Raw genomic sequence first — 20,678 nt, forward strand, 5'->3', positions numbered from 1 at the left:
CAATGGTACGCCAACCTTACCGGCCTCGGCGAGTTGGTTCCTAAGCGAATGCGGCTCTCCGTGCTGAAGACGGTTTACAACAACAATGTGCTGCTCTTCGGCAATGGAGAGATGGGGGCAGTGAATGGCATGGGGCCGAAAGGTGAGCTGCTCGATCAGAACCCGCAGGTGACGGAGGTATGGACAGGCACGACCTTCGCCGTCGCCTCAGAGATGATCTTTGAGGGCATGCCTGACGAGGGCTACAAGACCGCCGAGGGCGTCTACAATGTGGTCTGGCGCGACCGCGGATATTTCTTCCGCACACCCGAGGCGTATGACGAAGACGGGATGTATCGCGCCAGCATGTACATGCGTCCTGGCGCGATCTGGTCGATGGAATATGCGTCGGAATTGACTGATAACAAGAGGAAATGAGCCTCCTCACTCCGTCCTGTAGCGAACCCACGGCTCGACGCAATGCGCAGGCAACGTAGCAGGTTTCCACTTTCCCTCCAAGACACTTTCGTGGACGTGAGAGCCAAGTGGAATCATGCGATATCGGCCCAGCGGGAGATACAGGCCACCGTCTCTTGACCGGGGATTTCCCAGGTGTGGCAGGCATTCTGGAATCCACCAGTAGGAACGCAGCGACTTGTGAAGTTCCGCATTTGCATCCGGGACTGCGTATTGCATTCCGTGATGATGTTCAGCACTGTTGTGGCGTCCCATCACCGCCTGCGCCTTCCGGCAATCGATCAGCAAGCCAGCCTTCTCGGCTTCAACCAGCATCCATTCCAGCACAATTTTTGACAGGCCACTTTCCTGCTCCAGATAACTGCCGCCGATATCGGAATGCACACCGGAAAACCATACCTGGCGAATGTCCTGTCCAGAAAAAGATTTGCCCCAAAGATTGTCCTGATAATAGCAGCGGCGCTCATGTATAGAAACGGCGTGGCGACCAGTCAGAATGATGGGATTTCGACCTTCATAAGGCAGCTTGATGGGCGAATAGACCCAACCATAAGAACTTACCGTGTCCCAAAGGCCGCAGAAGTATATGTTCACCGGATTCTGATGCGTAAACGTGCGCTTGAACGCCTTTTCTGAATCGAAGGTTGATCTCTTGCGTTTTGCCTTGCGCGTGAGTTGCGAATACATTCGCAACAAATATGGGATAAGACCCTCGTTTCCGGCACAGCACAATCCAAAAACATGCAAGACGCTGGCGATGGCGCGTGCCGTAAAGGCGCCGCGGCTGAATCCAAAGAGATAGATGCGGTCACCATCTTCGTAGATGTTCATCAGGTAGCGGTAGGCGTCGGCGACATTGTCAAGCAGGCCGGCGCCAAAGGCCATCCCTTTGATGCGCGACCACTCCTTCTGCAGCCGGTTATGCGCCTGAGGCGAACCCATCGTTCCGACACCAGGATGGTAATAGCCCACCTGGTTTTCATTGATGACAAGGGTGCTGTACAGTTTTACGACGTTGGAGTTGGTTTCCGGATCGTCAAAGTCGTTGCCGGTGCCATCACAGCAGAGGACAATGTTCTTGCTCATGACTTTCATACCCGTTTTTCAGATTGGGGGAAGACCGCGCAATTCTAGTGGATAGTGATGGCCAAATCTATGGGCGTTTCACATGCGCTGAACTGATACACTGGCAATGTCGTGGTTGAACTGGCTCCATCCATACTTTCGGCGGATTTTGCCCGTCTCGCGGACGAAGTTGCGGCGGCTGAGCGCGGTGGCGGCACGGTCATCCATGTGGACGTGATGGACGGGCATTTTGTGCCCAATATCACTCTGGGACCGCCAGTTGTGAAATCGCTGCGCAAGGTTACGAACCTGCCACTCGATTGCCATCTGATGATCGAGAACCCCGATGAATTCATCCCGGCATTTGCCGACGCGGGCGCGGACTGGGTAAGCGTGCACTATGAAGCCTGCCGGCACCTGCATCGCACGCTGGAGCTGATAGCCCAACACGGCATGCAACCCGCAGTGGTCATCAACCCGGCGACGGAAGTGGCTGTGCTGCGGCCCATTCTCGGCATGGTGCATCACGTTCTGGTGATGAGCGTAAACCCCGGTTTTGGCGGTCAGAAATTCATCCCCTATTCGCTGACGAAGATGCGACAGTTGAGAGGACTTCGCCAGGAACTGGGACTGAGTTATAGGATTGAAGTAGACGGCGGCGTGGCTCACGATACGATGGCTGCGGTCGTCGAAAATGGGGGCGAGCTGCTGGTGGCCGGGAATGCGGTCTTCGGCGACGGCAATGCTGAGCGGAATACGCGCGAGCTACTGGACGCTGCGCGAAAGGCAGCTGAAGTGGAAAGCTTGGGCCCGGTGGCCTGACAGAAATAGGATGCAAGGGTCAGAACTTGCATAGATGTTGAGGTGTTATGAATCGTTTTGTGACCCAAGTCTCGGCTGTTTGTCTGTGCCTGGCGATGGTGCCGGCGTGCAACGCTCTCGGCAAGAAGAAAAAGAAGCAGTCAGACCTGAGCACCAATCCGCTGGCCAATGTGAACTCAAAGCAACCAGACAAGGAGCTCTTCGACAAGGCCATGAAGGCCATGAAGAAGGGCAAGTACGACGTGGCCCGCCTCGATCTGCAGACACTGCTGAACACCTATCCCGACACCGAATACGCGATGCGCGCCAAACTGGCCGTAGGTGACACCTGGTACAAGGAGGGCGGATCGGCGGCGCTTACGCAGGCCGAGCAGGAGTACAAGGACTTCATCACCTTCTTCCCCAACACGCCTGAGGCGGCCGAGGCGCAGATGAAGGTGGGCGACATCTATTACCAGCAGATGCAGAAGCCCGACCGCGACCCGCAGAATGTGCTGCATGCCGAGCAGGAATACCGGCAGATGATTCAGCAGTTTCCTGACTCGCCGCTTGTTCCACGCGCCAAGCAGCGTTTGCGCGATGTACAGGAGGTCCTGGCGCAGCGCCAGTTTGAAATTGGCCAGTTCTACGCCTCGCATGAAAATTGGCCAGCGACTATTGCGCGCCTGCAGACCGTGGCCGATAGCTATCCACTCTTCAGCCATAGCGACCAGACACTGATCACGCTGGGCGACGCTTACGTGACACAGGCGCAGCTGGCGTCAAAATTGAACCTTCCACCTAAGGCAAAAGCGGAACTGGTAAAGGCGTATAACGACCGTGCTGCAGACGCCTATGACCGCGTGGTAACACAGTACGCCATGGCTCCGCATGTTGAAGACGCCAAAGACCGCCTGATTGCCATGGGGCGGCCGGTTCCCGAGCCAACGCAGGCGCAACTGGCGGAAAGCGAGGCTGAAGAGGGCAGCAGGACCACGGTTCGGCTCAAGGACCGCGCTCTTCTTCTGGTGAAGCAAGGCCCATCAACAGTACGCGCCGTACGTGTGGGGGAGCCAACGTTGACAGACCCCGCGCAGACCACGGCGCCGCAAGTTCGTGATACGACTGTGGCCATGTTCAACGCTGCGATGAAGGGCCAGCAAATGCCTGCTGCTCCAACCTACGGTGGAGGGACTGCGACAGCCTCGGCCGCAACCGCCACGGGCACGGCTGCTCCAGCGAGCGCGGGCGGCAGCACTGCGGTCGAAATGGAAGCAATTCCGACGGTCAACAGCAGCGGCAACTCGACCAGTGTTGAAATTGTGAACCCGAGCGGAAATTCAACGGGTAATTCAACTGAAGCCGCACCGGCCCCAGCTGCCGGCGCTGGCAACGAAGCTGCTCCTGGTAATGGCGCAGCGGCCCCTGCTCCCGCGAGCACAACGCCAGTACCCGGAAACCCGGCAGCCGATAACTATGGAATGAAAGCAGTCGGCCCTGCCACCTCGAATGCGGCTCTGCCGCCGGTGGACAAGCCAGCCGCGGCGCCAGACCAGGTCAATGATGTAAAGGGCGGCAGCCAACCTGCCGCCGCACAGGTCCAGACGGGCACAAAGAAAGGCAAAGCCAAGAATGTCCCAGTCGACAAGAGCAAAGAGTCTTCCAGCAAGAAAAAGAAGACTGGTCTCGACAAGCTGAATCCGTTTTAAGACGGAATCAGTTAAAACACCGAAGGCCGCCTCTGGCGGCCTTTGTGCTTCAGGCGAAATGCTTTATCGTGAAAGGTTAGGTCTTCTTTAAAAAATGTCTCACGATCTGCCGAAAGTTTATGACCCGACCGCGATTGAAGATCGCTGGGCGGAATACTGGGTGAGTGAGCGCCTCTTCGACGTGCCCACTCCGGGAGGCGCTCCCTCAGCGCAGCACTTTACCATTCTGTTGCCCCCTCCGAACGTCACTGGCCGTCTGCACATGGGCCACATGCTCAATCAGACAGAGATGGACATCCTTACGCGCTGGCGGCGCATGTCCGGCGATCTGGCGCTATGGCTCCCTGGGACCGACCATGCCGGAATCGCCACGCAGATGATGGTTGAGCGCGAGCTAGCCGCAGAAAATAAGACACGGCAGGAGCTCGGCCGCGAGGCATTCGTCGAGCGCGTGTGGCAGTGGAGACAGCATTACGGCGGCGCGATTCTGGACCAGATGAAGCGGCTCGGAGCGAGCGTGGACTGGTCGCGCGAATATTTCACCATGGACGACAACTTGTCTGTGGCGGTGCGCGAAGCCTTCGTGCGGCTGCACGAACAGGGACTGATCTATCGCGGGGCCTATATCGTGAACTGGTGCCCGCGCTGCCAGACGGCCATCAGCGACCTTGAAGTGGTACATGAAGAACAGCAGGGCAAACTATGGGAAATACGCTATCCGGTCATTGAAGAACCGGGCCAGTTTCTCACAGTCGCCACCACCCGTCCGGAGACGATGCTGGGCGATGTTGCCGTGGCTGTAAACCCGGAAGACGAGCGCTACAAACATCTGCACGGTAAGCGTTTGCGGCTGCCTCTGGTTGAGCGCGAAATTCCTATTATTACAGATACCTGGGTAAGCGCCGACTTCGGAACAGGCGCCGTGAAGGTCACCCCCGCGCACGATCCGAACGACTTCACGCTCGGTCAACGGCATGGGCTACCCTCCATCAACGTGATGGATGAAACAGCGCACATCAATGCCGAAGGCGGCGCATACGCCGGGCTCGACCGCTACGAGGCGCGCAAGCGGATCCTTGCAGATCTCGAAGCACAAGGCTTGCTGGCCGGCGCGAAGGACCACGTCAACTCCATTGGCAAATGCGATCGCTGCAAGACTGTCGTCGAGCCGCGGCTTTCGACGCAGTGGTTTATCAAGATTCAGCCGCTGGCCGACAAGGCCATCGCTGCTGTTGAGCAGGGCTACATCAGGTTCACGCCGGAGCAGTACGCGAAGACCTACTTCGAGTGGATGCGCAACATTCACGACTGGTGCATCTCGCGCCAGCTATGGTGGGGGCACCGCATTCCCGCATGGCATTGCCTGACGTGTAAGCAGATTACCGTCGCACGCGAGACGCCTATGAAGTGTTCGCATTGCGGAAGCACAGAACTCGAACAGGAAAAAGATGTGCTCGACACCTGGTTCTCGTCCGGGCTGCTTCCCTGCTCTGTCTTCGGATGGCCGCGCCACACGCACGATTCCGATGTCTTCTATCCCACGCAGTTGCTCGTCACCGGCTTCGACATCCTCTTCTTCTGGGTGGCGCGCATGATCATGCTTGGCTGCCACTTTATGCTCGACGTGCCGATGGCCGACGGCTCCGAACGCATGCTCAAAGACGCTGTGCCTTTCCGTGAGGTGTACATCCATGCGCTGGTGCGCGACGCCGACCGGCAGAAGATGTCGAAGACCAAAGGCAACGTGATCGACCCCATCGAGATCGTCAGCAAATATGGAACTGATGCTGTGAGGTTCACGCTGGCGGCCATGGCTTCTCCCGGAACGGACATTGCCTTCAGCGAAGGGCGCACGGAAGGCTATCGCGCCTTTGCCAATAAGATTTGGAACGCGGCCCGCTTCATCTTCATGAATGTGGATCGGGCCGTTGAAGCGGGAATCGTCATTGACCCGCAAACTCTGGCCGATGCGCATGCGCCTGATGCCAATGCGCCCATTGAAGCACGCTGGATTACTTCCCGTCTCAACAATACGGCAGCCGAAGTGAACAAGGCGCTCAGCGAGTATCGTTTCCACGAAGCGGCCAGCCTCGTCTATCAGTTTTTCTGGGGAGATTTCTGCGACTGGTATCTGGAGATCGTCAAGCTGCGGCTCGATTTCAGCGAGTCTGCGTCCAAGCAAGTCAGCAAGTCAGCTTTGATTACACTTCTAAGCACCTTTGAAGCGGCACTGCGTCTCCTCTCGCCCTTTATGCCATTTCTTACGGAAGAGTTGTGGCATGCAGTGTACGACGGTAAGCCTTCGGCTAAGTCGATCGCGTTGTCGCGTTATCCGCAGGCTTGCGACAAGGCGATGAATGCTGCCCTGGAAGCTGATATGCAGCAATTGCAGGAACTGATTGTTGCGATTCGCGCCACACGCAAAGACCTTGGCGTGGAAGAAAAATCTACCGTGCCGGTGCGTGTCCGCACCAACAATGGCCTAGAGCATATCTTTGGCGCGAATGACGGAATTGTGCAAAAGTTGGCGCGAGCAGCCACGCTGAATTTTGTGACGGCTCCGCTCGAAGGCGCTGGCATCCGCTCAACCCCACAATTCGATGTGCAAATCATCTACGAACGCAAAATCGATGTTGCTGCCGAACGCGAACGGCTGACCAAAGACCTGGCAAAATTCGAGAAAGAACAGATCAACGCAGAACGACAGCTTGGTAATGCCGCCTTTCTCCGCAAAGCTCCTGCGCAAGTAGTAGAAGGTCTACGCAAGCGCGCGGCTGAACTCGTTATCCTGATTGAAAAAACGCGCAAGGCGTTGGACGATTTGGCAACTTAGAGGGAACTGAATGGACTGGAAAAGCAGGCGGGTCGAGGCAATTCTGGAGCAGGCGCTGGTGGAGGACAAGGCCACCAGCGACGTCACTACAGCAGTCACGATCGATCCGAGCCTGCGCGCCTCGGCCACCATCATCGCCAGGCAGGACTGCGTCGTCTCCGGACTCGGTTGCATCCCGCGCTTTCTCGAAATTTTCGCGCAACTCGACAAACGCAGCAGCGGTCGCTATGAAGTCATCAGTCATCCGGAAATCTTCGACGGCGTGCGCGTAACCAAGGGCCACGCCATCGCCGTGATTCGCCACAACGCGCGTGTCATCCTCGCTTGCGAGCGCGTCATTCTGAACCTGATGCAGCGCATGAGCGGCATCTCCACCATGACGCGGCAGTATGTGGACGCAATTACCGGGACCGGCGCCCGCGTGCTGGACACGCGCAAGACAATTCCGGGGTTACGCATTCTGGACAAATACGCTGTGCGCTGCGGCGGCGGTGAAAACCACCGGCTCGACCTTTCCGACGGCATCCTGATCAAGAACAACCATATCTCGCTCGGCGGCGGCATTGAGAAAGTGCTGCAGCGCGCGCATGAATTGCGGAAACCGGGACAGACCATCGACATTGAAGTGCGCTCTTTCGGCGAACTGGAAAAAGCGCTCGATAACGGCGCCGAATCGCTGCTGCTCGACAATATGACGCCCGCGGAAATCAAGAAAGCAGTTGGCATCGTGCGCGATCGCGGGCTGACGATTCCCATTGAAGCATCCGGCGGAATCGTCCTTGAGAACATACGCAAGTATGCGCTTGCAGGCGTCGATTATATTTCAGTCGGCGCGCTGACCCATTCCGCCGTGGCCGTGGATCTGAGTATGAAAATCACTGCTGAGATTTACTGATTGTCATCCTGAGCGAATTTCGACGATGCTGGACATCCCCGATGACCCATTCGACGTTCCCGCGCTAAGCAATGCTCTCGCGGGCACTCCATTCTCCGGCAAGCTGCATTTCTTCCCAACGATCCACTCCACTAGTACCTACGCCATGCAGCAGGCCGAGACTGGCACGCAAGACGGTACGGTCTATTTCGCTGATGAACAAACGGCAGGCCGCGGGCGCGGTGCACACGAGTGGTCGTCACCGCCCGGTTCGGGACTCTATGTAAGCGTACTGCTTCGTCCACATATCCCTCCGGCGGACGTGCTGTGGCTTTCGCTTGCTGCTGGACTGTCTGTACGCGATGCCGTCATGCAGGTTACGTCGCTGGAATGTGATCTGCGCTGGCCCAATGATTTGCTTTTCGGTACGCGCAAATTCTGCGGCATTCTCACCGAACTCAATGCTGAAGTTACTCGCATTCGCCATCTCGTCGTAGGCATTGGCATCAACGTGCATCAGCAGCATTTCCCGCCGGAGTTGAGCAGCTTCGCCACATCGCTGCACATCGAAACGGGGCGCGATTGGCCGCGACAGGAATTGCTGATCGCCCTGCTACAATCGCTTCATCGCGAAGTGCTCGCGCTCTCTGACCCGGTTCAAGCGAACATCGCGAAGCAATCTGTACTTAACCGTCTGGAGGGGGCATCAAGCTGGGTACGCGGTAAGCAGGTACGTGTTGATGAAGCGGAAGGCTTCGAAGGAGTGACGGCGGGTCTGGACGCGCGCGGCTTTCTGCAAGTGCGCACGCCACATGGATTACGCACCGTGTACTCAGGCGGAGTTCGGGAAATCAGGTGAAGGACCGTAGAAGATAAATGCTCCTTGTATTGAACGTAAACAACACAAATACGGTCATAGCGATTTATCCGCTCCATAACGACGGACACGCCGGCGAACTGCGCGCGACCTGGCGCATCAGCACGCGGCATGCGCAGACTGCCGACGAGTACGGCATCCTGGTGCAAAGCCTGCTGCAGAGCAAAGGGGTCGAAAGCAGCGCCGTTACCGGCATAGTGGTTGCGTCAGTCGTTCCGCCTATGGACTGGATCCTGCGTGTTTTTTGCGAGCGCTATTTTCATCACAAGCCGCTCTTCATCGAACCGGGAGTAAAGACCGGGCTGCCAATCCTGACCGATAATCCGAGCGAAGTAGGCGCTGACCGCGTAGCCAATTGCGTTGGCGCGTTTCACAAATATGGCGGCCCTTGCATCGTGGTCGACTTCGGCACTGCTACCAACTTCGATGTGATCTCAAAGAAGGGCGAATTCCTCGGCGGCGCGATTGCTCCGGGCTTGAACATCTCCGCGGAAGCTCTGTTTGCGCGGGCAGCGAGGCTTCCACGCGTCGAAATCAAGAAGCCGGCGAAGATCATCGGCACCAATACTGTCGATAACCTTCAGATCGGCCTGTTCTATGGTCACATCGGTCTCGTCGACAGCATTCTTGAACGCATGATTGCTAAGCTTGGCGAAGAAACGAAGTGCGTGGCCACCGGGGGCCTCGCGCATCTTATCGCTGACGAGTCAAAATACATCTCAGAAGTGAACGACAGGCTCACCCTCGACGGACTTCGCCTCATTTACGAGCGCAACCGCGCAATGAAGGGTGCAGCGAACGCGAATGAGCACGCGTCCCACTCCTGATATCGTCGTACTTTGGAAAATTATTTCAACTATTTCACGGAAATCGAAGAGCACTTTCAGCGGAGGCGGGGATCGTTGCTTCTGCTATCGACGCTGGATTGGGCGCTCATTGAAACGTGGCGCGAGGCAGGTGTGCCGCTTGCAGCTGTGCTGCGCGGCATCGACGCCGCCTTCGACAAATACGAATCGCGCAAATCGCGTGCGCGAGTCCGGCGCGTAAACGGCCTGGCTTATTGCACGCAGGAAGTTATGACAGCGGTTGAGGAAATGAAAGAGGCTTCAGTGGGTGCTGGAGCTTCGGGAGGAGGCAGTGAAACACCTGCGCCCGGCTTTGAGGCCGAGCGCATCGTTGTGCATCTTGAGTCATGCGCCAGAGAACTTTCGGCAGCGACATTGTCCGGAATTGCGCAGGAATCAGCCCATGAAATGAGTCATCGTTTGCGAGAATTGGCCATCGACATTCGTACGAAGCAGCCTGACCTCGAAGAACTGGAACGGACCCTTACTGCGCTTGAAGAAAAGCTTCTTGCAACGCTCATAGCAACGACTCCCGAAGCCGATCTGACAACCCTTCGCGAACAGGCGGCACGAGAGTTGGCACCCTATAAGCGCCGCATGCAGGCTGCGCAGATTCGACAAGTTGAGCAGCAATTTCTGCACAAACGGCTTCTCGAAAAATACCGACTGCCGCGCATGAGCCTCTTCTACATGAGCCAGTCATGAAGCTCGAAATCGAGAAGTGCATCTATGGCGGAGCGGGACTGGCGCGCGCTGAGGGGAAGGCGATATTCGTGCCCTTGACGCTGCCGGGCGAAATCGTTGAAGCCCACATTGTGGAAGACAAAAAAAGCTTTGCCAAAGCCGAGTTGGATGCTGTCCTTGAGCCGTCAAAGGAGCGTGCCGCCCCACCTTGTGAGTACTTTGGACAGTGCGGCGGATGCCAGTATCAACATGCAACCTACGCGCATCAGGCTGATCTGAAACTCAATATCCTGCGCGAAACGCTGGAGCGGGCCCGACTAGCGCTTCTGCCTGAAATTGTTCCGGTGTATGCGGAGCCGCTTGCTTACCGCAACCGTGTTCGCCTGCACATTCAACAAAATCCATTTGCACTTTGCTACAAGAAGCGTGCATCTCATGCAAATCTTCCGGTAAGCCGATGCCCGATTGCCTCTCCCTTGATTCAGCGTGCCATTGATGTTGCGAGCCGCATCGGTGGCGGTTTGTTTCAGGGATTAAACGAAATTGAATTCTTCACGAATGAAAACGATCTACTGATGTCGCTTTGGACGCAGCGTCATATAAGCAATCCGTCTCCTGTGCTTGAGCGAATTTGCCGGGAGATGCAGCAAGCTCTTTCAGAGCTTGCGGGAACAGCCATCTTTTCGGCAAGAGATGAAAGGTCTCCGGAAAAGAAGCTGGTGGAGTGGGAAGCGCAGGCACTCACTTATCGCGTCAGTGAATATGCGTATCGCGTAAGCATCGGATCATTTTTCCAGGTGAACCGGTTCCTGATCAATCGGCTTGTACAGCTTGTCACAACAGATTTTTCCGGAAGCCTCGCATGGGACCTGTATGCGGGCGTCGGACTGTTTGCACAAGTACTCAGTCAGCGGTTTGAGAAAGTGATCGCGGTTGAAGCGGCTCCCTCATCTTCAAGTGATTTGCGACAGAATTTACCCGGCAAACTGCACAAAGCCGTACGAAGCGGAACACTGGAATTTCTGCGGCAGCAACACAGTGTTGTACCCGATTTGGTTATCGCAGACCCGCCGCGCTCAGGGCTCGGAAATGGAGTTGTTTCGCTGCTTACCAAAGTAAGGCCGCAGACGATTGTTTATGTGTCGTGTGACCCTGCAACGCTCGCACGCGATCTGCGCGCGTTGGTAGAATCCGGCTATCATCTCAGAACCATACATATGGTGGACCTGTTTCCGCAGACCTCTCATCTGGAAAGCGTCACAGTATTGTCGCTTGCCTGAGGCCCTGCTCATGTCCTGCTGAGGTTGCGACACAATGCCTCAGGCAGCGAACCAAGCCGCGCCGTCTTCCATTGTCACCGGACCTTTGCGGTTCCATTTTGTGCCGCTGCTATTTGCGGCTATCTGTTTTTCGTGCGGCGTCGGTGCCTCGCGAGGTATGTGGTTTGCTCCGGCGCTATCGTTGTTCGGGCTTTTGGGTTGCGGGACTTTTTCCCTGCTTGCCGCTTCCAAAGCGCAAAGGGTTTCACTGCTTCCTGTGGGGGCCACCTTTCTTATTCTCGGCGTTTTCTGCGCGGAAGCTGCTCCACAGCCTGCCCCGCAGATACAGCTTGTGCAGCTCGCGGACGGAACTCGGCGCATCGTTGAAGGGACAGTAACGCGGCTTGGACCCGTCCATAGCATCGAATCAACTCTTCCCTTTTCTGACAAATTACGCGAAGAGCAAAGCCAACAATTCCAGTTGAAACTAAACTCTGTAATTACAAATGGTATGCCTCAGCCACTTGCAGGCGGCTTGTCTCTCACGCTCTTTGCGCCGCTTGACACAGCGTTTCCACGCATTAGCTGCGGAGACATAGTGCGTGCCACAGTCACTATGCGGCAGCCGGAGCGGTATCTCGACCCCGGCGTGTGGGACGAGAGCGAATACATGCTCGCCGAAGGCATCGGCGCATTCGGCAGCGGGAAAGCGGCCGCGTTTAGCGTCGTCTCTGAAGCAGCGCATACAACGCTTTCCTGCTGGCTGCATAGCATGCAGCAAAACGTAAGTTCACGCCTGCTTGCGTTTGCAGATAGGCAGCAGCCGGGCGCGCACCTTCCAGCGTTTTTTCGGCTGAACCATGAAGACGCGACAATGCTGACAGCCATGCTGACCGGAGACCGCAGCTATCTTTCGCGCGGTGTACGCACTGGCTTTGAACGCACTGGGTCGTTTCACTTGCTGGTAGTTTCCGGGATGCACTTAGCCATCTTCGCCGGACTCATTTTTTTCCTGGCAAAGGCAGTCCGCTTACCGCGCGTCGCAGCCACGCTCATCACCATTCTGCTTTCCTTCAGTTACGCGCTCTTTACTGGATACGGTCAGCCGGTGCAGCGTTCATTCTGGATGATTACGCTATTTCTGATCGGACGGCTACTGTGGCGAGAGCGAAGCGCGCTGAATGCCATCGGCTTCGCGGCGCTGGGCCTGCTTGTGATAAAGCCACAGGCGTTGTTAGACGCCGGGTTTCAGATGACCCTGCTTTCGGTTCTGGCAATTGCCGGCGTCGCCGCCCCGATTGCAGAAAAGACGTTCGCGCCATACCTTGCGGCATTACGAGACCTTTGGCTGTTGCCGATAGATCCTGCTCTGCCTCCGCGTATCGCGCAGTTCCGCGTAAGCATGAGGCTGATCGCCGAACACGCCAGTTTCATCGTTGGCCGTCGCATATCCAACGCAATTCCGTTTTTGATGCGCGGCTTGCTGCGCGGACTGGAACTGCTGTTGATCTCCGTCATCGTGGAACTTGTTATGTCGATGCCGATGGCTCTTTATTTCCACCGCATCACCGCAGTCGCGCTGCCTGTAAACTTCTTCGTTGTTCCGCTACTCGGCATTCTTCTGCCGTCCGCGATTATCGTTTTACTTACGCTTCTCGTCGCACCTGCCATCGCATTTTTGCCAGCCGTGCTGACCTCGGCCGTGCTTCATGCTGTGCTGTGGGTGATCCATTTATTTGCCAATTCAATGACTGGGGATTTACGGACGCCAACCCCGTCGATTATCGCGATTACCATCTGGTTGACCGGGACGACGCTCGCAATATGGCTTGTCCGGCGACAGAGACTTGCAATCTTGCTTACGCTTACAGTGCTTACCGCTGCCGCTTTTATCGCGATCGTGCCAAATCGCACGCTATATCACCGCGGTTCGCTCGAAGTAACAACCATCGATGTAGGTCAGGGTGACTCGCTGCTGGTGATCACACCGGAAGGGAAAACCCTCCTGATCGATGCCGGCGGCGTTGTCGGCGCTTCGCCTGATGCGAAATTCGATATGGGAGAGGATGTCGTCTCGCAGGTGCTGTGGGCACGCGGCATTCGCAAGTTGGACGCGGTCGCAATCACGCACGCTCACACCGACCATATTGGCGGAATGCCCGCCGTGTTACGGAACTTCCGACCGCGCGAATTGTGGATCGGTCGCAATCCGGATTCGCCGACCTATGATCGAATCATCCAGGAAGCTGAAGCATTGGGCATCAGAATGCGGCAACAGGCCGCTGGTGATTCGTTTCGCTTCGGCAGCACGGAGATTCAAGTGCTCTCCCCCGCACCCGGCTATATGCCCAGAGCTACGCCAAGCAATGATGATTCGCTCGTGCTGCGCGTGAGCTATGGCCAGACGTCCGCGCTGCTTGAAGGCGATGCTGAAGCAGCAAGCGAAGCGCGCATGGTCGCGCACGGGGGCCTGCATTCCGATCTGTTGAAAGTGGGCCATCACGGCAGCAAGACATCCACCACACCCGGATTTCTCGCCGCTGTCTCGCCATCATACGCGGCAATTTCAGTCGGACTGCACAACTACTATGGGCATCCGAAGCTTGAAACACTGGAAAAGCTTGAGGATGCCCATGTTCGCACCTATCGCACCGATCTGCTTGGCGCCTCCACTTTCTATCTGGACGGGAAACATGTAACAGAAGCCGATTGGAGTGTGGTTCCTGCAGAGTAATCGTGCCAATTCGACTACGCTTGGCATCTTTTCCGTTTGCACAGCATCCCTACCGTTGTACGACGGCGGAAAAGCAAGCCCCCAGTGCCGCCTATGGAGGACAAGCATGGGCCCAAGTGAAGTTGATGGCAATCGCGACCGTCCGCATTCACACATCAACTCCCCTGAAACAACCGAATCTCCGCGCCAGACTCCGGAAGAGTTGCGCGAAGAGCAACGCAAAATTCGCCGTCTGCAGATGATGATGAACATGGTCATGTCCGTCATCAGCCAGGACGATACGGTGACCGTGGACGAAGCTGCTGAAATGGTGGCAGACAGCCGGCGCGCAGCGCTCGCCATGTTCCCTGACAAGGAGCTGGCCTACAACCTGATCTATAAGCCGCGCCTGCAGCGGCTCATGCGCGAGCGATATCGAATTCAGTAACTACTTTGATCGATGTTGGTGAGGCTGAACGTAATTGTTCCCCAGAAGAGCCGCGCTCGCATCTGCACCGGCATATGGCGCTCATCGTCCGTATACCAGATCCAGATGTTGCCGCGGTTCTTCACTACACCCGCATCAGCGGTGGGCTGTACGCGAACGGTTTGATAAGTTCCTGTAGGTGTCTTTATGGATTCGTTGCCTTCAACTTTCATTGTGACCGGGATGGTCTTCCCCGCGTCAAACAGCGGAATCTGAAAGCTCTGCCCTGCTTGCAGGGGCAGCGATGCCGTATAGAAAATTGCTGAAAGCAAATCAGATACACACGAGGGAATTACAGTTTCCTGGTGCTTGCTCATACCGGAAACAAGGTTCCTATCATCGAGAATTGCCTTACTCTGTGCATAATCGAATTTCAGATCGCTGTTGACTTGACGGCGACCTTCTATGAGCTGCTTGCTGAATTCTGCCGAGCAGCCGCTGCGCCGATTAAAAGAAGACTGGAAGCGATCGCTGACCCGATAGATGAGATTTACAGCGCCGATTGAATCGCCCACGACATTGATGCGTTGCACATCGCCGTCGGCTTCCTGATGAAACGTTACCGTTCCAGCCGAAAAGACACGCCAATCTACGCTATAAGTCAGACTTTGTTTCGCGGGAAGCGCAAGGCCGGGATGGGGCGCGGGCAGTTGCAGCGCATTCTGCACAGGCTGATTCTGTGTATTCTGGGCCCGCCCGCATGTCAGCAACAAACAACACAAAACAATGGGGAGAAATCTAGGATGCCAATTCAATATCCGTGCTCACTCTTCTAGTGCTTGAAAATAATTCTGAGGGCGAGCACAGCATAAATGGCCGCCGCACCCATGAGTGCATTGTACTCGCGGTGCTTGCGGTACAAAGGGAAAGAAAAACTGCCCAAGTCCGAATCCGACCCGCTGTCCTCTATGCGAGCAGGTCTAAAACGCGGCAATAGTCGCGGGACACTGGCCGCATATATGTCAAAGCCTGCAAATTTCGAGCGCAGAAATGCCTCTTCCGAGCGAATGACCGGAACATAAATGATGACGAAAAGCACAGCCAGCAACATCACAATCACAATGCTTTTCGATGCTGCAGCAAACCCAAATGCAATCAACATTGAACCCAGATACAGCGGATTGCGCGTGTAGGCGTATGGTCCTGTCACGGTTAATTCAGCATTTTTCTTCACATATCCGGCGGCATAGCCGCGCAGCCAAATTCCTGGCAGCACCAGGAGCAGGCTCCAAGCCATCGAGACAAATGTGGGACGCGCCAGCCAGATGTAGATCCCGGCAAAGACGAATCCCATCGGCACGCGGATGCGACGTGCAACGCGGCTCCAGTCAGCGGGCATCTTCTAACAGCTCCATTGCGGCACTCCAGACCTCGCTGGATGAAATGGTCAGCAGGCCGGCTTCTGGCTCGGCTCGGCGGCTGTGATCGCGCTTGCTCTCAGGATGCCTCAGGACACGGAAATTGCCGCCAAAAGGCCCATTGCGTGCCGGGTCGGTTGGGCCAAAGATGCCCACCACCGGCTTTCCCAGTGCGGAGGCAAGATGCAGAGGCCCTGTATCACCCGCAATAACTAGGGATGTGCGGCGCGTTAACGCAATCAATTCATCCAACGCAGGCGAGAGTACCAGAGCGGCGTTCCCACTTGCAGCATTCACTTCTTTTGCCAGTGCCTCTTCAACTGGCCCGGAATTGATCACAACTCCATAGCCCTTCTCTGCAAACATGCGCGCCACCTCGCCGTAACGTTCCGCAGGCCAGCGCTTCGCGCCCCAGCCGGCGCCCGGGTTCAGAATCACGACTGGTTTGCCGTTAAATGCCGCAAGCTGTGCATCGCAGTATCGCTCCGCGCACTCGCTTGCAGGCAACCAGGGCAGCATGGTCGGCAGTTCTTCGTGAACGACAGCATTTCCAACTTCCACCGCCTGCTCAATCACATGCGCTCCTTGCGTCGGCACATGTTCATCGAAAAGGTACCGCGCTGCCCATTCACGCGGCTTCTGTTCTCCGACAAGCCGCCGCGGATGCGCCCACTTTCCAATCACCGCTGAGCGCACTGCCCCCTGCAGATCTACGCACACATCGTACTGTGCAGCGCGAAGCTCATGACGGGTCTGGCGTATCTGCTTTATGGTGCGCGCGCTGATTGGATGCCGCCCCCACTCTTTCGCAGGAACAATATGCAGTTGGTCAACGATCGGCATTGACATACCGCGAATCGCTGCCCCTTCCGCAGCCAGCAGACCGCGCCATTGCGGCTCAACCGCCCAGCCGATAAACCACCCCGGATGCTTGACTCGCAATGCCGTGACTGCGGGCAGGGCATGGAGAATATCACCCATTGCGCCCAAGCGCAGAATGAGCACGCGTAACTGCTGATTTTCTGTTGGCAAGCTCTCATTTTCTCACAGCAATCGCTTGAATCCGGCTGGAAGCAACAGCTCCAAATGACGCATGGCAGCGGCTTCATCACATAACTGAACTTTTAATCTCACAGCATCAAACGCAGCAAGAGAGCTGAACTTTTCTCTTTGCGCTGGGGATAAGCGGACAAGGTCTTTCTCCGTGGTGAGAAATGCGCTTGCGGAATGTTTTTCAGCTTGCTGCATTAAGAACTGCACATCATCATCACTGTAACGATGATGGTCACGAAAGGCATGCATGGCAATGACCTCAACACCTTGCAGCTTGAGCATTGCGAAGAACTCATCGGGGTGCGCTATGCCGCAAAAAGCAACTGCTTTCCCCAGACTGCTCGGGACCATAATCGATCTCTTGATCGGCCAAATCGGCTTATCAATGCCAAGTCCTCTCAGCCTCTCCTCAACATTGCTATCTTCTTTGCGCAGAACCAGCACCGATGCGCGCTTCAGCGAATTGAGTGATTCGCGCAGCCGTCCTGCGGGCAAAAGGCTTTCATCGAAGTCGCTGCGATGAAGAAGAACAATATCCATCGCGCGTGCCAGTTTCCTGTGCTGGAATCCATCATCGAGCAGATGTATTCCTGCACCAGGTTGATCTCGCTCGGCAAGTAGGCCCGCTGCATAACGGCTTGCTCCCACATAAACCGGTACGTCCGCCGACTGCGCGATGAGTAATGGCTCATCGCCAAAGCGCTCCGCGCTGCCTGCCGGGTCAACGCACTCCACCACACTCGATCTACGCCCATACCCTCGCGAAAGCACATCCACTAGCGCGCCCTGTTGCTTCAACAGTTTTGCCAGAGCAATAGCAAAGGGCGTTTTGCCAGAGCCGCCGACAGAGATGTTCCCAACACTGATGACAGGCCACCTCAATTGTTGAGCTTTCGCTAGTCCGCGATCATAGACTGCATTCTTCGTAGCGACCAAAGTGGCATAGAGAGACGTAAGAGGCCACAGTGCGCGGGGAATCATGCCTGTTCCCTGATAATATTAGTCAGCGCTGCTACCGCACGCGCCGTAGCGCCCGACTCTGCAGAAAATACGCCCCAGGCGCGGTCGCCAATTTCGCGAGCCAGCGCCTCATCAGAAAAAAGCGCTTCCAACTCATTTCCAATATTGTCTGGATCCGCGATGCGAATGGCGTTCTGCTCCCGCAATCGATCCACAATCGCACGGAAGTTCTCATAATGCGACCCCATCACTACGGGGATGCGAAACTGCGCTGCTTCCAGAGGATTGTGCCCTCCTCCAGAGACGAGACTTCCGCCCACATACGCCACTGTCGCCAGCGAATATACGGAAGCCAGCTCGCCAATCGAATCCAGCAGAAAAACACTGCCCGCGGTAAGAGCCGTGGGCGATGCCATCCATTGCGAACGCCGAACCCATGGCCTGCCATTGTGCTCCAGCAAGCGCGCTACTGCTTCAAATCTCTCAGGATGGCGGGGAGCCAGAATCATAAACGTAGCGGTTGGCGCAGCATCGAGCAGAAGCTGCTCCTCGCCTTCCAGCGTGCTCCCACAAACCAGCACCTTCGTTCCCGTCTCAATCCATTCCGCCAAGGCCTGTGTTATGGCGGCGGGCTCTGTAGCTCTGATGTCATACTTCAGATTCCCCCCATAGCAAACATTCGCGGCGCCGATCGCGCGTAGGCGTTCCACATCTGTCTCACTCTGCGCGAGAACCAGCCGGAGATCGCCTAATAACCGCTTCCAAAGAAACCGCAGCCGCAGATAGCGCGGCCACGAACGGTCTGATATGCGGGCATTCACAACTGCAACTGGGACCCGGGCGCGGCGGCATTCAACAAGCAGGCGCGGCCAGAACTCCGTCTCCATCAGCACAAGCAGACGCGGCTTCAGCACGCGCAGATAAGCGCGCACTGCAAAAGCAAAGTCCAATGGAAAATAAAAGACATTCTCCACTCCGAAGCGTTGCCGCGCCAGGGCCTGCCCGGTCCGCGTTGTGGTCGATACAACGACACGCCATTCGGGAAGCTCCTTTCGCAGGTCTTCGATCATGCGCGCAGCCGCCAGCAACTCGCCAACTGAAACAGCATGAACCCAGATAATCGGCTCACCCTTTAGATTTGCCAGTAAACGATGAGGTACAAATCCCAGCCGCTCACCCAGCCCCTCGCGGTATTTCCCGCTGGTTGTCATGCGGAAGAGCCAGTACGGCGCGCCCACAACGAGCACAAGTGCGAGGGCCAGGCTGTAGAAAAGCAGCATCCGCTTACCAATCCCACTTTACTGAAGTCTTAAGCGATGATGATAATCGTCCACAGGATGATGTGCTCTCGTTGTTTTCTTTCCCTGGTCTTGCTTGCTGCTTCTTGCGTCGGAGAATCATCGGCCTTTGAACACGGACCGCCGCCGGCCAAAGACGCGGCAACGTATCCGGCCGTCGATATTCATCAAACCGAGCATGTAGCCATCGCTGCTGTGCCCTGGAACACAGAAGAAAAGATAAAGATGTTTCGCGTGGACTATCTGGAACACCAGTTCCTCCCCATCCGCATCATCATCACAAACAGCGGCGACCGCCCCATTTCGCTCAACGACGTGCGCATTAACTTCGTCAGCGCACATGGCGACCGAATTCCAGCCGCGGAGGCTGACGATATAGAGCGACGCATTTCGCTCCGTGACAAAGAGGGAGAGAATATCCCCGTCGGCCCTATCCACATTCACACCAAGCCCAAAACTCCGAATGGCAAGGTCGAAGAGGATTTCGAAGAGTTTGAATATGCAGCCCTCGTCGTGGAGCCGCACACCACTCGTGCAGGATTCCTTTTTTATGACATTCAGGGATTAGGCTCGTCCCCATTGCGCGGTGCGAAACTGCTTCTTCGCGAAGTAAAGGATGCCGACGGTAAAGAGCTGTTTTACTTCGAAATCCCGTTTGATAAGTATTTGCAGACACAGCCGCAGTAGAAGCAGCAAGTCAGCATTACACAACCGAGTCAGCGAGATTGAGTTTCTTGTTACGGGTAAATTTTTGACGAAAACTGAATCACCATTCGGCAGATAATTCTGCCCATCTGTCCTGATTCAGCTGCGGAGTTTAGCGAGAAGATCCTGCGGATGGACGGGCTTCGCGAGGATTTCGAATTCATGCCCCTGGCTACGTGCGCGGTCAAGTAGATCGGCGGTAGCGGCCTGTCCGGAGAAGAGCAGGATCTTGCATGACGGGAGTACGCTGCGAATTCTAATAGCGGCGTCGATACCGTTCAGGTCGTTCATAATAACGTCGCTGATCAGCATGTCGGGCCTGAGAGCGCCAGCCATTTCAACGGCCTTTTCTCCACTGTAGACTGCTGTGGCTTCGAATCCGCTCTGATTGAGAATGATGGCAAGAGTATCCGCGATGACTCTCTCATCATCGGCCACCAAAACTTTTGGCTTATGATTGTCTTGCATTTTTTCTTCGACTCTCTCTACACAATAGGGTAAATGCGGCAGCAACGAAAAGTCGCCGCCGAAAATGTGGACAGATGACTCCTACTAGGATGATACGCTGTCACAAGGAGGATGCTTCATCTTCCTGCAATCGTATCTATTTAGAGTGGGCGTGAAAACGGGCGAGGCGCCTCGGAAGACTTCCGACGCTAGTTTCCCGTTTAGAGGTTTAGGACACATGTAGACGGAGCCGG

19 protein-coding genes are annotated in these 20,678 nt (G+C 56.0%); 12 read left to right on the forward strand and 7 right to left on the reverse strand.

The annotated features are described in order from the left end of the window. Positions 1-417, forward strand: a 417-nt coding sequence (locus VEV40_RS03170; protein WP_324830100.1) for a GH116 family glycosyl hydrolase, incomplete at its 5' end; no start/stop codon positions are given. Positions 418-423: 6 nt separating this feature from the next. Here VEV40_RS03170 and VEV40_RS03175 read toward each other — a convergent pair. Further along, positions 424-1,542 carry a DUF2235 domain-containing protein gene (locus VEV40_RS03175; protein ID WP_324830101.1) on the reverse strand — a complete coding sequence of 373 codons (1,119 nt, stop codon included), beginning with the start codon at positions 1,540-1,542 and terminating at the stop codon, positions 424-426. 111 nt (positions 1,543-1,653) lie between these two features. Here VEV40_RS03175 and rpe point away from each other — a divergent pair, with 111 nt between their 5' ends. The 10 genes from rpe to VEV40_RS03225 all read left to right on the forward strand — a co-directional run bounded on the left by rpe (position 1,654) and on the right by VEV40_RS03225 (position 14,564). After that, the gene (gene rpe / locus VEV40_RS03180; protein WP_324830102.1) at positions 1,654-2,343 is read left to right on the forward strand and encodes a ribulose-phosphate 3-epimerase; all 690 of its coding nucleotides are present in this window, start codon (positions 1,654-1,656) and stop codon (positions 2,341-2,343) included. Between the two features lie 47 nt (positions 2,344-2,390). After that, positions 2,391-4,031, forward strand: a complete 1,641-nt coding sequence (locus VEV40_RS03185; protein ID WP_324830103.1) for an outer membrane protein assembly factor BamD — start codon at positions 2,391-2,393, stop codon at positions 4,029-4,031. A gap of 94 nt (positions 4,032-4,125) precedes the next feature. Continuing rightward, entirely contained in the window at positions 4,126-6,864 is a 2,739-nt protein-coding gene (locus VEV40_RS03190; RefSeq protein WP_324830105.1) for a valine--tRNA ligase, read from the forward strand. A 10-nt stretch (positions 6,865-6,874) separates the two neighbouring features. Further along, positions 6,875-7,759 carry a carboxylating nicotinate-nucleotide diphosphorylase gene (nadC, locus tag VEV40_RS03195; RefSeq protein WP_324830107.1) on the forward strand — a complete coding sequence of 295 codons (885 nt, stop codon included), beginning with the start codon at positions 6,875-6,877 and terminating at the stop codon, positions 7,757-7,759. 25 nt (positions 7,760-7,784) lie between these two features. Further along, positions 7,785-8,597, forward strand: a complete 813-nt coding sequence (locus VEV40_RS03200) for a biotin--[acetyl-CoA-carboxylase] ligase (protein ID WP_324830109.1) — start codon at positions 7,785-7,787, stop codon at positions 8,595-8,597. A 17-nt stretch (positions 8,598-8,614) separates the two neighbouring features. After that, on the forward strand, positions 8,615-9,442 hold the full coding sequence (locus tag VEV40_RS03205; RefSeq protein WP_324830110.1) for a type III pantothenate kinase: 828 nt from the start codon (positions 8,615-8,617) through the stop codon (positions 9,440-9,442). A gap of 75 nt (positions 9,443-9,517) precedes the next feature. Continuing rightward, positions 9,518-10,165, forward strand: coding sequence for a hypothetical protein (locus VEV40_RS03210; protein WP_324830112.1), 648 nt, complete (start codon positions 9,518-9,520; stop codon positions 10,163-10,165). Continuing rightward, positions 10,162-11,424 carry a 23S rRNA (uracil(1939)-C(5))-methyltransferase RlmD gene (gene rlmD / locus VEV40_RS03215; protein ID WP_324830114.1) on the forward strand — a complete coding sequence of 421 codons (1,263 nt, stop codon included), beginning with the start codon at positions 10,162-10,164 and terminating at the stop codon, positions 11,422-11,424. Before VEV40_RS03210 ends, rlmD begins: the two co-directional genes overlap by 4 nt. 34 nt (positions 11,425-11,458) lie before the next feature. Next, the gene (locus VEV40_RS03220) at positions 11,459-14,137 is read left to right on the forward strand and encodes a ComEC/Rec2 family competence protein (protein ID WP_324830116.1); all 2,679 of its coding nucleotides are present in this window, start codon (positions 11,459-11,461) and stop codon (positions 14,135-14,137) included. A gap of 106 nt (positions 14,138-14,243) precedes the next feature. Continuing rightward, complete coding sequence (locus VEV40_RS03225; RefSeq protein WP_324830117.1) at positions 14,244-14,564, forward strand: hypothetical protein; 321 nt, start codon at positions 14,244-14,246, stop codon at positions 14,562-14,564. Here the strand turns inward: VEV40_RS03225 and VEV40_RS03230 are convergent. The 5 genes from VEV40_RS03230 to VEV40_RS03250 form a co-directional block, all read right to left on the reverse strand. After that, entirely contained in the window at positions 14,558-15,271 is a 714-nt protein-coding gene (locus tag VEV40_RS03230; protein ID WP_324830119.1) for a DUF3108 domain-containing protein, read from the reverse strand. The genes VEV40_RS03225 and VEV40_RS03230 overlap by 7 nt on opposite strands. 104 nt (positions 15,272-15,375) lie before the next feature. Continuing rightward, positions 15,376-15,942, reverse strand: a complete 567-nt coding sequence (locus VEV40_RS03235) for an isoprenylcysteine carboxylmethyltransferase family protein (protein WP_324830121.1) — start codon at positions 15,940-15,942, stop codon at positions 15,376-15,378. Next, positions 15,932-16,993, reverse strand: coding sequence for a glycosyltransferase family 9 protein (locus VEV40_RS03240; protein WP_324830122.1), 1,062 nt, complete (start codon positions 16,991-16,993; stop codon positions 15,932-15,934). Before VEV40_RS03240 ends, VEV40_RS03235 begins: the two co-directional genes overlap by 11 nt. A gap of 12 nt (positions 16,994-17,005) precedes the next feature. Continuing rightward, a complete protein-coding gene (gene lpxK, locus VEV40_RS03245; protein ID WP_324830124.1) occupies positions 17,006-17,995 on the reverse strand; it encodes a tetraacyldisaccharide 4'-kinase in 990 nt (329 codons plus the stop codon). After that, positions 17,992-19,254 (reverse strand): 3-deoxy-D-manno-octulosonic acid transferase, encoded by a 1,263-nt coding sequence (locus VEV40_RS03250; RefSeq protein WP_324830125.1) that lies wholly within the window; start codon positions 19,252-19,254, stop codon positions 17,992-17,994. The genes lpxK and VEV40_RS03250 overlap by 4 nt, the downstream gene beginning before the upstream one ends. Before the next feature lie 36 nt (positions 19,255-19,290). Between VEV40_RS03250 and VEV40_RS03255 the strand changes: the two genes are divergently transcribed. Then, on the forward strand, positions 19,291-19,959 hold the full coding sequence (locus tag VEV40_RS03255; RefSeq protein ID WP_324830126.1) for a hypothetical protein: 669 nt from the start codon (positions 19,291-19,293) through the stop codon (positions 19,957-19,959). 117 nt (positions 19,960-20,076) lie between these two features. Here VEV40_RS03255 and VEV40_RS03260 read toward each other — a convergent pair whose 3' ends face one another. After that, the gene (locus VEV40_RS03260; protein ID WP_324830128.1) at positions 20,077-20,445 is read right to left on the reverse strand and encodes a response regulator; all 369 of its coding nucleotides are present in this window, start codon (positions 20,443-20,445) and stop codon (positions 20,077-20,079) included. Between the last annotated feature and the right edge of the window lie 233 nt (positions 20,446-20,678).

This window comes from Alloacidobacterium sp. (assembly GCF_035631355.1).
In the GTDB taxonomy this organism is placed as follows: Bacteria; Acidobacteriota; Terriglobia; order Terriglobales; family Acidobacteriaceae; genus Alloacidobacterium.

Bases quoted from the DNA above. Each gene is read 5' to 3' on its own strand.
- VEV40_RS03175 (WP_324830101.1), bottom strand. From the start codon at position 1,542: ATGAGCAAGAACATTGTCCTCTGCTGTGATGGCACCGGCAACGACTTT.
- VEV40_RS03185 (WP_324830103.1), top strand. From the start codon at position 2,391: ATGAATCGTTTTGTGACCCAAGTCTCGGCTGTTTGTCTGTGCCTGGCG.
- VEV40_RS03190 (WP_324830105.1), top strand. From the start codon at position 4,126: ATGTCTCACGATCTGCCGAAAGTTTATGACCCGACCGCGATTGAAGAT.
- nadC (WP_324830107.1), top strand. From the start codon at position 6,875: ATGGACTGGAAAAGCAGGCGGGTCGAGGCAATTCTGGAGCAGGCGCTG.
- VEV40_RS03200 (WP_324830109.1), top strand. From the start codon at position 7,785: ATGCTGGACATCCCCGATGACCCATTCGACGTTCCCGCGCTAAGCAAT.
- VEV40_RS03205 (WP_324830110.1), top strand. From the start codon at position 8,615: ATGCTCCTTGTATTGAACGTAAACAACACAAATACGGTCATAGCGATT.
- rlmD (WP_324830114.1), top strand. From the start codon at position 10,162: ATGAAGCTCGAAATCGAGAAGTGCATCTATGGCGGAGCGGGACTGGCG.
- VEV40_RS03220 (WP_324830116.1), top strand. From the start codon at position 11,459: ATGCCTCAGGCAGCGAACCAAGCCGCGCCGTCTTCCATTGTCACCGGA.
- VEV40_RS03225 (WP_324830117.1), top strand. From the start codon at position 14,244: ATGGGCCCAAGTGAAGTTGATGGCAATCGCGACCGTCCGCATTCACAC.
- VEV40_RS03235 (WP_324830121.1), bottom strand. From the start codon at position 15,942: ATGCCCGCTGACTGGAGCCGCGTTGCACGTCGCATCCGCGTGCCGATG.
- lpxK (WP_324830124.1), bottom strand. From the start codon at position 17,995: ATGATTCCCCGCGCACTGTGGCCTCTTACGTCTCTCTATGCCACTTTG.
- VEV40_RS03250 (WP_324830125.1), bottom strand. From the start codon at position 19,254: ATGCTGCTTTTCTACAGCCTGGCCCTCGCACTTGTGCTCGTTGTGGGC.
- VEV40_RS03255 (WP_324830126.1), top strand. From the start codon at position 19,291: ATGATGATAATCGTCCACAGGATGATGTGCTCTCGTTGTTTTCTTTCC.
- VEV40_RS03260 (WP_324830128.1), bottom strand. From the start codon at position 20,445: ATGCAAGACAATCATAAGCCAAAAGTTTTGGTGGCCGATGATGAGAGA.